This window comes from Colwellia sp. MT41, from assembly GCF_001444365.1.
GTDB lineage: Bacteria > Pseudomonadota > Gammaproteobacteria > Enterobacterales > Alteromonadaceae > Colwellia > Colwellia marinimaniae.
Genome location: NZ_CP013145.1, coordinates 235883 through 249695, shown reverse-complemented (window position 1 = coordinate 249695; position 13813 = coordinate 235883). Strand labels below are relative to the sequence as shown.

Below are 13813 nucleotides of genomic sequence, written 5' to 3'. Positions count from 1 at the left end.
TATAGAGCAAAGCTGTCATTTAATATTTTTCTCACTCAGTTTTTCACAAAGCACTATGCGTATGCTAGCCAGTAGTAGCTCACGGTAAGTAGGACGGTAGCAATAAAAAATCGCTGCTGCCCCACTAGTTATATAATACCTGTTATTTTGCCAACACTTGATAAAGTGCCGTCATACCGGCAGCGATATGATCATTAACATGACAGTGATACATCCAAATGCCCGAATTATTAACCGTCATATCTAAGGTTTTCATCGACGCTGGCAATAATTCCACCACATCAGTTCTATGGCCATTGATCAAACCGGTATGACCATGCCAATGCGGGGTATGTAAATCAACTTCTGTGCCTAAGGCAATTAAATGCCAACGCACTTTTTCACCCTCAACCATGGTTAAACCAGGTAAGTTCGCAAACAGGTAACCGTTAATCATATGCATCAGGTTACCTTCAACAAAATCTTCATCCTCAGTAATGTCATCGCTGGCCGGAGCGGTCAGGTAATTTTTGATATTATCGGCTAAAAACCAGCTTTCATTTTCATTCATCACTGTATATAGATTGATAAACTCACGGTCAACATCTTTAGGTGAGCCATCAGCCTTAGCCATGCCTTTAGCAGTAATAACAATAGCGCCAATCAAACCGGTATTAGAATCTCTGATGCTGTTAACATGAGAATGATAAACCCAGACTACCGAGCTAGTATCTGCTGGTCCTGGACCTGCAGTTTCTGGCACTTGCCAGTTATACGTATAAGTTTGCCCTGGCATCACTCGATCGTCTAAATTATCCTTGCCCGAGGTACCGTCGTTGGTCGGAGAGCCTTCATTGGCCTTGTCGTAAAATACGCCGTGGGGATGAATGGTATACGGACGGGTGCCGTTATTTTTAAAGACGACTTTGATGGTATCGCCCACTTCGGCACGAAACAATGGTCCCAATAAACCCAAATGCTGCTCACTGGCTGGACGTGCTTTTAACTGGCTAAAAGAAGCATCGGTATATTCACGGTAAAGCGCTTTTTTATACTTGCTACCAATGGTATTTTCACTCGCTTTAACAAATACTTGCTGCTCTGGCATTAACGGCATATCCATCATTAAATTATGATGCTTTTCTGCATATTGCCATTCAATTTCGTCGGCAGCGACATAATAAAGTCGCTCAACAGCAACGGCTTGAAATGAAAATAAAGTCGCTAAAATCACGGTCAAACGACAGAGAAGAGATATCATGGTATTCATCTATTTATACTGCTAATTAATTAGAATTGCCCCCATAATAGCAAATACGAATAATTATCAATAGTACTTTATAAACAGTTAAAGCTGAAATATGCCCACATAACCAAGGCAGTATGATAAATCCAACTATTTACCCCTTAACAATGATCTGTTCAAATGCTGCTACTGCTTGCTCTGGAGTTATGCCGTGTGATTGTTCCGCTTCAGTTATCGCAGTAACTACCGCAATGCTCTCGACACCAGTGGCAACTACGTCTATTGCCCGTTCAAGATTAATACCACCAATGGCAACCACTGGGATCTGCCAAGCATTTTCTGCTGGTCGCAAACTTAACACTTGCCTTAAGTTATCTAGCCCTTGGATTTGCCCAGTCATGTCTTTAGTTTTGGTCGGGAAAATTGCCCCTATGGCTAAATAAGACGGCTGTAATTGTTGCGCTAATATAAACTCATAACAACCATGAGTGCTGATACCTAAACGTATGCCAGACCGTTGAATGGCAACTAAGTCAGCATCAGCTAAATCCTCTTGGCCAATATGCACACCATAAGCACCATGTTTTATCGCCAGTTGCCAATAATCATTGATAAACAGGCGAGTACCATAGTTTTTCGCTAACGCTACCGCCGCAATAATCACTTGCTCTAACTCGTTTTCAGTCAAGTTCTTCACCCGTAACTGAATGATTTTCAAACCTAGTGGTAACAAGCGTTTTAACCAATATAATGAGTCAATAACCGGATACAACCCTAATTTTTTGCCATTAAGGTCTAAGGAAGTAAATACTGGCAGCAACTGATATTGCAGACTTAAATCATCAATTACACTTGGGAAAAATTTAGCCTTAGCAGGTAACTTTACTTGTTCAAAAGCACCATAATATTGATGACCATTTAAAGCGCTTATCTCTAAGGTTGCCGCTAAACCTTGATTAATAAAAGCTTTGGTTAAGGTAAAAGCATCACGTAATAAATACCCTAAAGCGAGGTAAGCGGAGAGTGCGCTAGCAAAACTGCAACCGCCGCCATGACTATAATGCGTCGCTAATCGTGGTGAGTTCAGTTGATATTCGATCGCCACCTGGTCTTTGTCTTGATTATCTTGCTTGCCATTGAGTTGGTTAAGTTGATGCAGACAATAGTCACGGCTGTGCTCTCTACTATGCTCGGCATCATCACTATGACCACCCTTAATAATGATGCTAGTGATGGCAAAGTCTTGATAGATTTTTTTTGCTAACACCTCGACATCATTTGCCTCTGCTAGCTTAGCTAACTTATCAACGCGGGCTAAGATTTTTGCTTCCATCAAGTTAGGGGTGATGACATCAACTATCATCAATAAAGGAGTAAGTTGCTCTAGACTAAGGCAGCTAAAACTACCACCAACACTGGCTTGGCCAACAGGATCATAAACACTGATTAAGTTGGGCATGATGACTTTAAATTGCTTAAGCAATTTAGCTAGCCAATGAACTTGCTCAACATTAACCACTAAGCCAATTTTGATCACTGACGGCGATTTGTCATCAATAAGTAGTGTCGCTTGTTGCTGTAATATCTCAACCGAAACAGCGTTTACACTGAGCAACTGCTGAGAATTTTGTACGGTATTAGCGGTAATAAGATGACAAACTTCCACCCCTAAAGCATGACCGGTTTTAATATCGGCGGCTATACCCGCACCACCAGAGCAGTCACTGCCAGAAATTGTCCAGATTATTGGTTTTTTAGCCATTGGTAGTTTGGTTTTCATTTCATATTTCTCTAGATTATTTACTTTCAACTAACTTTAAAGCCAATAGACTCCCGACTAGGACACCACGGGAGTGACGACTATAAAGTAAGCATCCAGCCATGAGTTGTCATACCTGCAGTGTCTTGGCGGGTATTCATGTTCTATAACTTGAACTCATATGGCTTTAGGTTATATTTTTCTTCTTAAAAATAGCTTAAAGACTAAGTTAGTTGGCGCTAATGCAAGGCGAATACGCGGAGCCTAGTTTACTAGGTGAGCATCTTCAACGCCGCAATAGCGTTAAATAACGACGCATTTATTAGCTATTTGAGCCAATGAGGGCTTTTGACGTCGTGATTGAGTGCTATAGCAATAAGCCGTTTAACTCACGATTGATGCCAGAATGGTGTATCTAATGTCGGCGTTGACGGGTGGGCGGTCTGTCTTTGCTCCATGATACCAGCGACATAACCTTGCTCACCTGCTTGCAGTGCTTGGCCAAAAGCTTTTGCCATCAATACTGGGTTATCTGCCAGTGCCACCGCACTATTGAGTAATACGCCATCATAGCCCATTTCCATCGCTAAACATGCATCAGAGGGTTTACCGATACCGGCATCTAAAATCAAGGTAGCATCAGGTAATCGAAAGCGAATGGTCTCTAGGTTATAAGGGTTCATCAAGCCTTTTCCTGTGCCAATGGGAGAGGCCCAAGGCATAATAACTTGGCAGCCTAAGTCATACAGACGCTGACATACGACTAAGTCATCGGTGCAATACGGCAGTACTTTAAAGCCATCTTTTATCAACTGTTCTGCGGCATACAATAATTCAATAGGATCAGGTTGTAAGTTATAATCGTCACCAATAACCTCTAACTTAATCCAGTCAGTTTGAAAAATTTCACGACTCATATGTGCCAAGGTGACCGCTTCTTTCGCTGTTTTGCAGCCGGCTGTATTTGGCAGTAAATGCCCATCAGTTTGTTTTACTATTTCTTGTAAATAACGCCAAATTTGTTGACCCGACTTTTCCGCTGGGTTCTGTCGCTTTAGCGACAGTGTCACCACTTGTGAGCCACTGGCCAAAATCGCTTCTTTCATCACTTGTGGTGACGGATACAAGGCGCTGCCAATCAGTAAACGACTCTCTAATTTTTGTCCGTAGATATTCAATGACATTGAATTTAGCCTCCTTGAATAGGCTGTAAGACATCAAGACTATCACCATTTTTCACCATGGTGGTGTCGTAATCTGTTTTACCAACAAAATCACCGTTAAGTGCCACGGCAAAAGTGCTCTGTTGCGGCTCAATAAAATGCAAAGTTAACGCCGAAGTAATACTAATATGGTTTTCATGGCCTAACGCGTACGCTTTTCCGTTAATATGAATGTTCATAGGAGATTCTTTATATTGGTTCTTGTCTAGTTATTATATACCCGTAACAATTCAAAGTGCTCGATTTCAGTGGGAATTAAAAGGACTTTAGGCAAGGGAAATAATGGAAGCATAGTCATTCTATGGTTTAATTATTTAACGCGGTATAAAGTCATTTTAAACCCATCAAAGAAGCGTTTGAGCAACATCACTTCATCGTTGCTGTAACTCATAATGGAACAACCATTATTTCATCACAGCGCCTTGAATTGAAATTGCTCAAGCACTCTGAAACATGCATCTTGAATGGTTACGGGTATAGGTAACATTTACCGGCAACTATTCATGAGAATAAGTCAGCATAAGGTAAAGCTGTTTCGGTATTATTTATGCTGTTTTCAATAACCGCCAGTGTTTGTTTAAGCACCACGGGGGCTATCAAAAATCCATGGCGAAACAAACCATTTACTTGAATAAGTGTATCTTGCACGGTGATTTTAGGCTGATTATCACTAAAGGCTGGCCTGCATTGGCTAACGTGTTGACGAATATTCGCTTCAGCAAAACCAGGGTGCACACTATAAGCTGCGCTTAATAGTTCCATTGCCGAGCGTACTGTCATAGGTGAATCATCATCGCTTTCAATTTCAGTTGCACCCACCACATAAAAACCTTTGCCCTTGGGCGCGATATAAAGCTGATATCTAGGATGCATTAACCGTATTGGCCGAGAAATATTGACATCGGGTGCAAACAGTTGAAACAGCTCGCCCCTAACCGAACGTAAGTCCGCTAATGGAGCACAAGCACTATTACTATTATTGTTCGTTGCCCCGGTACCTCGACAATCAATCACTAAATCAAAACTCTGGCTATGCTTTTCACTTCCTTGAAGGTAGGTCACTTTACTCCTGTGCTCACCGACATCAATACCTACCACCTGGCATTCACTTAACCAGTTAAGCCTATTGCCTGTACTGGCGTGTGGGCTTTCTTTTGCCAACTGCTTACGCAGCGCCACTAATAAACGGCGATTACCCAGTTGCCCTTCTTGTGGCAGGTACAAAGCTTGGTTAAAACTACGGCCTATTTCAGGCTCTAATTCAAGTAATTCAGCTCGATTTAGCGAATGTGATACTTGCTCCGGATAGTTGTTTTTTAAGTGCCTAACAAAGCGCTGATAGTCACCTTTATCTTGCTCATGACTGACCATGATGGCGCCAGTTTGTTGAAAAAAGGTATGTTCATGCAAACTATCAAGCAAAGTCGGCCATAAACCTAATGACTCAAAACCCATACTAACAATATTAGGTGAACAATGAAGTGACTCACCTAATGGTGTTAATAAACCTGCGGCAGCATAGGCGGCACTCTGGTGGGCGAGTTTATTATCTTTATCAAATAAAGTAATGGTTACGCTTTGAGACTGTTTTTGTCGAAGCTGTTCACCTCTATGCTGTTCATTACGAAGTAAGGACAGGGCGAGTAATCGTCCCATCAATCCTGCGCCAACAATGGCAATATTCATGGTTTATCTGCCTAAAATCTTTTTATGTCTAAAGCATAGTATTGACATGCCCGAAGCATTTGTTCGGGCAGTCAATGGATATCCGCTCAGAACCTTCGGATATGACTAGGTTGAGCTAATCAGCAAGTTGGTATAATTTACTACCACTCGCTTTAAATTCAGCAGATTTCTCTTGCATGGCTTTTTCAATAGCTTCATCCGACGTTATCGTTATTGTCTCATCAAGCAATTGAATTTTGATGGCATTTTTATCAAGATTAGCGGCGTACTCTCGTACTTCTTGTGAGATTTTCATTGAACAGAATTTTGGTCCACACATAGAGCAGAAATGCGCTACTTTGCCAGACTCTTGTGGCAAGCTTTCATCATGATAAGCTCTAGCGGTTTCTGGGTCTAAACCAATATTGAATTGATCATACCAACGAAATTCAAAACGCGCTTTAGACATGGCATTATCACGGATTTGTGCACCGGGATGACCTTTAGCTAAATCACCAGCATGAGCAGCAATTTTATAAGTCATCAAGCCTTCTTTTACATCTTCTTTATTCGGTAAACCTAAATGCTCTTTTGGTGTCACATAACAAAGCATGGCACAACCGAACCAACCAATATTAGCCGCACCTATACCGGAAGTAATATGATCATAACCTGGGGCTATATCTGTGGTTAATGGCCCTAAGGTGTAGAAAGGTGCTTCATCACAAGCTTCAAGTTGTACTTCCATATTTTCTTTGATCATATGAAGCGGTACGTGGCCTGGACCTTCTATGATGACTTGTACATCATGCTGCCAAGCGATTTTAGTTAGCTCACCTAAGGTGCGTAATTCTGCAAATTGTGCTTCATCGTTAGCATCGGCGATTGAGCCTGGACGTAAACCATCACCGAGTGAAAATGACACATCGTATTGCTTTAAGATTTCACAGATATCTTCAAAATGGGTAAAAAGGAAGTTTTCTTTATGGTGGGCTAAACACCATTTCGCCATAATTGAACCACCACGCGAAACAATACCGGTGACACGTTTTGCTGTCATAGGTACATAACGCAGTAATACACCAGCATGAATAGTAAAGTAATCCACGCCCTGCTCTGCTTGTTCAATTAAAGTATCGCGGAAAATTTCCCAAGTAAGATCTTCGGCGACACCATTTACTTTTTCAAGTGCTTGGTAAATGGGTACTGTGCCAATAGGTACCGGTGAGTTACGCAAAATCCATTCACGGGTTTCATGGATGTTACGACCGGTAGATAAATCCATTACCGTATCTGCGCCCCATTTTGCTGACCAAACCAGTTTTTCTACTTCTTCTTCAATAGAAGAGGTTACTGCTGAGTTACCAATGTTAGCGTTAACTTTAATTAAAAAGTTACGACCAATGATCATAGGCTCACATTCAGGGTGGTTTATGTTTACTGGAATAATGGCACGACCGCGAGCCACTTCATCACGGACAAACTCAGGGGTGATTTGCTCCGGAATGCTAGCACCAAAAGATTCGCCTTTATGTTGCAGCAGTAAGGTGGCATCTTTCACTTCTTCACGTTTTATATTTTCACGAATAGCAATGTATTCCATCTCTGGGGTAATAATACCTTGGCGAGCGTAATGCATTTGCGTAACATTTTTACCTTTTTTAGCGATACGCATTTGAGGTAAATTTTCAAAGCGAATACTGTCAACACCTTCATCGGCAAGGCGTTGTTGCGCGTATTCAGAGCTAGTTGAAGTTAACGGCTCGACATCACCACGGGCGTCAATCCAGCTTTCACGTAAACGTGGAATACCTTTGTGCACGTCAATATCAACATTTTCATCGGTGTAAAAGCCCGAAGTATCATAAACGCATAAAGGTTCATTTTTCTCATAAACGGCAGTATCTTTACTACCACTAATTAAGGTATCAGATAAGGTAATTTCACGCATACCCACTTTGATATCATGGATTTTACCTGCTACATAAACTTTTTTTGAATTAGGAAAAGATTGGTCGGAAACATTTTTTAAAAATGCTTCAGCCGCTGCACGTTTTTCACGTCTAGTTGGTTTTTTTTTGTCTTTTACAGCAGCGTTATTTTGCTCGCTCATGGTCGCACCTGTTTTAAAATTTTTAATAAAATAAAAAAAGGCGGAGTTTTTTAGCTAAAGATGAGGCAAAAAGAGCTTTGTTCTACATGGTAAGCACTAGGCTTGTATGAAAGAAAATTACTCTCTCTTGTTTCCTACGCAGATATTAATCTGATCAGGTTTTACGGATCCCGCTTACGCGATCTCAGCCTTTGGCACTCCGACAAGTATTGTTTTGCTAGCGAGGCTAACAAAACGTGAGCTGATTCTAACGTGGGCATGCACATGTTAGCAAGCAAATACTAATATAAAAACAAGATGATAAAATATTGCCAATAACTGAGCATATACCCGTTACCATTCAAGATGCATGTTTCAGAGTGCTTGAGCAATTTCAATTCAAGGCGCTGTGATGAAATAATGGTTGTTCAGGAGAATATACTCAGGATAATTGCTCCTGCATTATCCGTATATGGTACTTCCTGTACCGTCTGCATTCTCTAATAAGCTGCATCCATGCAGCGTCATTATAAGTCACAGCAACGATGAAGTGATGTTGCTCAAACGCTTCTTCGATGGGTTTAACATGACTTTATACCGCGTTAAATAATGAAACCATAGAGTGACTATGCTTCAATTATTTGCCTTGCCTAAAGCCATATTAATTCCCACTGAAATCGAGAACTTTGAATGGTGACGGGTATAAGATAAAATAACTGCCCAACAGCAATTAGTCCTAAGGTAATACTAGTGATAACGTTAATCTCGCCAAATGAATTCAAAACAATCCCCTGGAAAAATGGTTTAGGTCACACCACAGAATTAGCCATTAGCGATGGTGGTAATTTAGATGATTTTGCTTGGCGGTTAAGTATCGCCAGCGTGGTAAATGACGGCGACTTTTCAAATTTTTCTGGTTATCAACGTAATTTAGTCTTAATCGAAGGTGCAGGTTTGACACTAGACCATCGTAATGGCGATGTAGATAAGTTAATACAATTACTGGATATAGCCCGTTTTGATGGCGCCAATAAAACTCATGGTTCTTTGCTTAATGGCGGCATAAAAGACTTCAATATCATGACTAAACAAACAGCATTTTCAGCTGAGGTGAATTGCTATAGTGAGCGACAAAATGTCACCCTTGCCTTGCTAGCTGATAGCTTACTGTTTGCTTATAGCCTCACTGACACCATGATGGTTAACACCGCCGAAGGTAAAGATTGCACCGTGCCTGTTGGTCATCTAGTTAAGTTACAAGCAAAAAATTCTCCAGAAAATTCGCAGTTATTAAATGTCAGCATTAGCGGTAAGAATATGATTATTATGCAACTAAAAGTAAATGCTTGCCTTTAAAATAATCCTGTATATACTAACAGTAATACTGTGTAAATTTACAGGCTAATGCTATGATAAATTCAACAACCGAATTACGCCCGCTGACTAACCGCCAGAAGCAAATTTATGATTTAATCAAAGATAAAATCAAAGACACTGGCATGCCGCCAACTCGAGCCGAAATTGCTAAATTTTTTGGTTTTAAATCAGCAAATGCCGCTGAAGAGCACTTAAAAGCCTTAGCAAAAAAAGGCTATATTGAAATGCTTGCCGGCACTTCTCGTGGTATTCGCTTAGTTGAAGAGTTTTTAGAGCCCGAGGGTTTACCGCTTATTGGCCGTGTTGCTGCCGGTGAACCTATTTTGGCGCAAGAACATATTGAAGAGCATTATAAAATGGATGGCAATGTATTCCACCCAGCCGCTGATTATCTCTTACGTGTTAATGGCGAAAGCATGAAAGATATTGGTATTTTAGATGGTGATTTACTGGCGGTACATCAAACCACTGATGTACAAAATGGCCAAGTGATTGTTGCCCGAGTAGAAGACGAGGTCACGGTAAAACGTTATAAACGTGAAGGGAATATTGTTTATTTACATGCTGAAAATGCAGAGTTTTCGCCCATTAAAGTTGATCTAAGCAAGCAAGAGTTTCATATTGAAGGTATTGCCGTTGGTATCATCCGCAGTGGTAGTTGGATGTAAAATGTACAAAACCTAGGCAAGCTAGTGTGCTTAATCCGTAATATAACAAGCGCCATAATTACACTTACCAATAATAGCATTGGCAGTAATTATGGTGCTTTTTTTTCTTCAAGCTAATAAATTTATTTTCCCCCTAGCTACTATTTTTTAATGCCCCTCTTATCTTTAACAAAGCTACTTCCAGTATAGCTCACACAGGCTTTAGAGCTATTACTCCATTGAATTGAATGACTTTTTTATAATTACTTAGCTATAAAATATTTGACCTCGATCGAATTTTAGCGTAATTCTATTAACAGTAACGCATATAAAACGAACATAAAAAGAATAAAAAGACGTCAATGCGCTAATACTGTCACACTAAATTTATAGTGCCATGCCAGATTACTCTTCACGTCAATAATTAACCTGATCTCGGGAGGAATACCCAAGGGTATTGTTTATTCGCCATCAATCGTTCACCATCGCGAAACCGTGGCTAAACCGAGATATTGTTAGTTTATTAATAATAATAAAAACTACAGATATTCAGTTCAGTGGTTATGAAGTACTTTGCTGCACATCTGTTCTCTATGATTACCAAGAGGAGATGCCGTGTGGGGAAACATAAGCTAATTTGGCTAGTGTTGGTCAGCCTATTTACCAATTCAGCCTGGGCAGAAATGCAGTTAAACCTGACAAAAGGGGTTACTGCCGTTAGCAGAGATGTCTATGATTTACATATGCTGGTACTTTGGATTTGTACCGCAATTGGCGTAATAGTTTTTGGTGCAATGTTTTGGTCCATGGCTTTTCATCGAAAGTCTAAAGGGGCAAAAGCCGCTGACTTTCATGAAAGTACCAAGGTGGAAATATTATGGACGGCAATACCTATTGTTATTCTAATCGCCATGGCAGTACCAGCAACTACCACCTTAATCGCTATGGAAGACAACACTAATTCTGATGTTACCATTCAAATAACCGGCTCCCAATGGAAATGGCATTACAAATATTTTGATCAAGATATCGAATATTACTCTGTCCTGTCGACCCCACCCGAACAGTATCAAAACCAACAAGAAACTACTGCTATTAAGGGCGAGCACTATTTACTTGAAGTTGATAAACCTCTGGTGATACCCGCCAATAAAAAGGTGCGCTTTCTAATAACCTCAGATGATGTCATCCATTCTTGGTGGGTACCTGCTTTTGCCATTAAACAAGATGCTAACCCAGGCTTTATCAACGAGGCATGGACTAGGGTTGATGAACCCGGTATTTACCGCGGCCAATGTGCTGAGTTATGTGGTAAAGATCATGGTTTTATGCCCATAGTTGTGGAAGTAAAATCAGCAGAAGATTATGACATTTGGCTTAATGAACAACAGCAACGTATCGCCCAAGCAGCCAGTGCTGAACAAGCCTCGTTAACTACTGCCATGTCTAAAGCAGAGCTGATGCAATTAGGCAAAACAACTTACACCGCCTACTGCTCCGCATGTCATCAGCCATCTGGTTTAGGTTTACCGCCAGCTTTCCCGGCCCTAAAAGACAGTCCAATAACTACCACAGGCACAATACAAGATCACATCAATATAGTGTTTAACGGTAAAACAGGCACGGGCATGCAAGCCTATGGCAAGCAATTAAGTTTAAAAGAGCTAGCTGCGGTGATCACCTATGAGCGTAATGCTTGGGGCAATAATACCGGTGATTTAGTGCAAGCATCTGATGTAAAGTCTGCTGTTGCCTCTTCTGTTGAAGGTAAAGCACAAGAGGCCACAGCATCCTTAGCAATTGAAACTGCAGTTGAAGAAGCGGTAGAGATAATAACTGAAGAAGTACCAGTAGAGGATTTATCTAAAGTGTATAGCCATGATGAATTAATGACAATGGGCGAAAAAGTCTACTTAAAAGCTTGTGTTGCCTGTCATCAACCGACAGGGGCAGGCTTACCTCCGGCATTTCCTGCGCTTAAAGGCAGTGTGATTGCGACGGGAGATATTACTGTTCATTTAGATATGGTGATTAACGGTAGTAAGAAAAATGCTGCCATGACTGCTTTTGGTAGTCAATTAACCAAAACCGAAATAGCCGCAGTTGTGACTTATGAGCGTAATGCTTGGGGAAATAATACTGGTGATTTAGTACAACCTGCAGCTGTTGATGCTGCTAGTGCGAAGTAGGGGATATAAAATGACTACAGACGTTATAGAACAAGATTCGCACGACGAACATCATGTTGAGCATAAAATGACTGGCATAAAACGCTGGCTCTATACCACTAACCATAAAGATATCGGCACACTTTATTTATGGTTTTCTTTTATTATGTTTTTAACCGGCGGCGCCATGGCAATGGTGATCCGTGCTGAACTATTCCAGCCTGGTTTACAATTAGTTGAACCTGATTTTTTTAACCAATTAACCACAGTGCACGGTTTGATTATGGTGTTTGGCGCAATTATGCCCGCCTTTACCGGCTTTGCTAACTGGATGATACCTATGATGATAGGGGCGCCAGATATGGCACTGCCGCGCATGAATAACTGGAGCTTTTGGATTTTACCTTTTGCTTTTATCATTTTACTGAGTACATTTTTTATGGACAGCGGTGCACCCAATTTTGGTTGGACCTTCTACGCACCATTATCGACCACCTATTCTAACGGCAGTACTGCATTTTTCGTTTTTGCTATTCATATTATGGGGATATCTTCCATTATGGGGGCAATTAATATTGTTGTTACCATAATGAACATGCGTGCCCCAGGTATGACTTACATGAAAATGCCGTTATTTGTCTGGACTTTTTTCATTACTGCCTATTTATTGATTGCGGTTATGCCCGTACTCGCGGGTTTGGTCACCATGCTACTGACCGATACCTATTTCGGTACCAGCTTTTTTAATGCCGCTGGTGGTGGTGATCCGGTGATGTTCCAACATATTTTTTGGTTCTTTGGCCACCCGGAAGTGTATATCATGATATTGCCAGCCTTTGGCATTGTCTCCACCACTATCCCCACTTTTTCTCGCAAAAGATTATTCGGCTATAGCTCAATGGTTTATGCAACCTCATCCATTGCTTTACTGTCATTTATTGTTTGGGCACACCATATGTTCACCACCGGCATGCCATTATTTGGTGAGCTGTTCTTTATGTATTGCACCATGCTCATTGCGGTACCAACGGGGGTAAAAGTTTTTAACTGGGTAGCAACCATGTGGCGCGGTTCATTAAGCTTTGAAACACCTATGCTGTTTTCCATCGCCTTTGTTATTTTATTCACCATAGGCGGTTTTTCAGGCTTGATGTTAGCCATGACCCCCGTTGATTTTCAATATCATGATACTTACTTTGTTGTTGCTCACTTTCATTATGTGCTGGTTACTGGCTCATTATTTTCAATTTATGCTGGTGCCTATTATTGGTTACCTAAATGGACCGGCCATATGTACAACGATACCTTAAGTAAATGGCACTTCTGGTGTTCCTTAATATCAGTAAATTTATTATTTTTCCCCATGCACTTTTTAGGTTTAGCGGGTATGCCGCGCAGAATTCCAGATTATGCCCTGCAATTTGCCGATTTTAATAAGTGGGTCAGCATTGGCGGTTTTGCCTTTGGTTTATCGCAATTGATTTTCTTAGTGGTAGTGATCAAATGTATTCGCGGTGGCGAAAAAGCAGCCGCCAAACCTTGGGAGGGTGCCGTAGGCTTAGAGTGGACAGTAGCCAGTCCAGCACCTTATCACACTTTTAGTACACCACCCTCGCAAAAAGACATAGACAATATCGAACCGCAGGGCATTAAATAA

Annotated in this window: 10 protein-coding genes and 1 riboswitch; of the genes, 4 read left to right on the top strand and 6 right to left on the bottom strand. The window is 41.0% G+C overall.

All coding sequences use genetic code 11. The features are described 5' to 3' along the window. Nucleotides 1-142: 142 nt before the first annotated feature. The 6 genes from CMT41_RS01075 to thiC all read right to left on the bottom strand — a co-directional run bounded on the left by CMT41_RS01075 (nucleotide 143) and on the right by thiC (nucleotide 7985). Nucleotides 143-1249: a multicopper oxidase domain-containing protein gene (locus tag CMT41_RS01075; RefSeq protein ID WP_058026107.1), complete on the bottom strand. Its 1107-nt coding sequence runs from the start codon at nucleotides 1247-1249 to the stop codon at nucleotides 143-145. Nucleotides 1250-1379: 130 nt separating this feature from the next. Next, on the bottom strand, nucleotides 1380-3005 hold the full coding sequence (thiE, locus tag CMT41_RS01070) for a thiamine phosphate synthase (protein WP_058026106.1): 1626 nt from the start codon (nucleotides 3003-3005) through the stop codon (nucleotides 1380-1382). A gap of 368 nt (nucleotides 3006-3373) precedes the next feature. Continuing rightward, on the bottom strand, nucleotides 3374-4168 hold the full coding sequence (locus CMT41_RS01065) for a thiazole synthase (protein WP_058026105.1): 795 nt from the start codon (nucleotides 4166-4168) through the stop codon (nucleotides 3374-3376). Between the two features lie 5 nt (nucleotides 4169-4173). Continuing rightward, nucleotides 4174-4386, bottom strand: coding sequence for a sulfur carrier protein ThiS (gene thiS, locus CMT41_RS01060; RefSeq protein ID WP_057179314.1), 213 nt, complete (start codon nucleotides 4384-4386; stop codon nucleotides 4174-4176). A 322-nt stretch (nucleotides 4387-4708) separates the two neighbouring features. After that, nucleotides 4709-5893: an FAD-dependent oxidoreductase gene (locus CMT41_RS01055; RefSeq protein WP_058026104.1), complete on the bottom strand. Its 1185-nt coding sequence runs from the start codon at nucleotides 5891-5893 to the stop codon at nucleotides 4709-4711. A gap of 115 nt (nucleotides 5894-6008) precedes the next feature. Beyond that, nucleotides 6009-7985 carry a phosphomethylpyrimidine synthase ThiC gene (gene thiC / locus CMT41_RS01050; RefSeq protein ID WP_058026103.1) on the bottom strand — a complete coding sequence of 659 codons (1977 nt, stop codon included), beginning with the start codon at nucleotides 7983-7985 and terminating at the stop codon, nucleotides 6009-6011. Between the two features lie 114 nt (nucleotides 7986-8099). Further along, nucleotides 8100-8197: riboswitch (TPP riboswitch) on the bottom strand. A gap of 517 nt (nucleotides 8198-8714) precedes the next feature. On the opposite strand from thiC, the gene CMT41_RS01045 reads away from it, so the two are divergent. The 4 genes from CMT41_RS01045 to ctaD all read left to right on the top strand — a co-directional run bounded on the left by CMT41_RS01045 (nucleotide 8715) and on the right by ctaD (nucleotide 13813). After that, nucleotides 8715-9320 carry a HutD/Ves family protein gene (locus tag CMT41_RS01045; RefSeq protein WP_058026102.1) on the top strand — a complete coding sequence of 202 codons (606 nt, stop codon included), beginning with the start codon at nucleotides 8715-8717 and terminating at the stop codon, nucleotides 9318-9320. 53 nt (nucleotides 9321-9373) lie between these two features. Next, nucleotides 9374-10009 (top strand): transcriptional repressor LexA, encoded by a 636-nt coding sequence (lexA, locus tag CMT41_RS01040; RefSeq protein ID WP_057179310.1) that lies wholly within the window; start codon nucleotides 9374-9376, stop codon nucleotides 10007-10009. Nucleotides 10010-10671: 662 nt separating this feature from the next. Continuing rightward, nucleotides 10672-12177 carry a cytochrome c oxidase subunit II gene (gene coxB / locus CMT41_RS01035; protein ID WP_232300055.1) on the top strand — a complete coding sequence of 502 codons (1506 nt, stop codon included), beginning with the start codon at nucleotides 10672-10674 and terminating at the stop codon, nucleotides 12175-12177. A 10-nt stretch (nucleotides 12178-12187) separates the two neighbouring features. Continuing rightward, nucleotides 12188-13813, top strand: coding sequence for a cytochrome c oxidase subunit I (ctaD, locus tag CMT41_RS01030; protein ID WP_057179309.1), 1626 nt, complete (start codon nucleotides 12188-12190; stop codon nucleotides 13811-13813).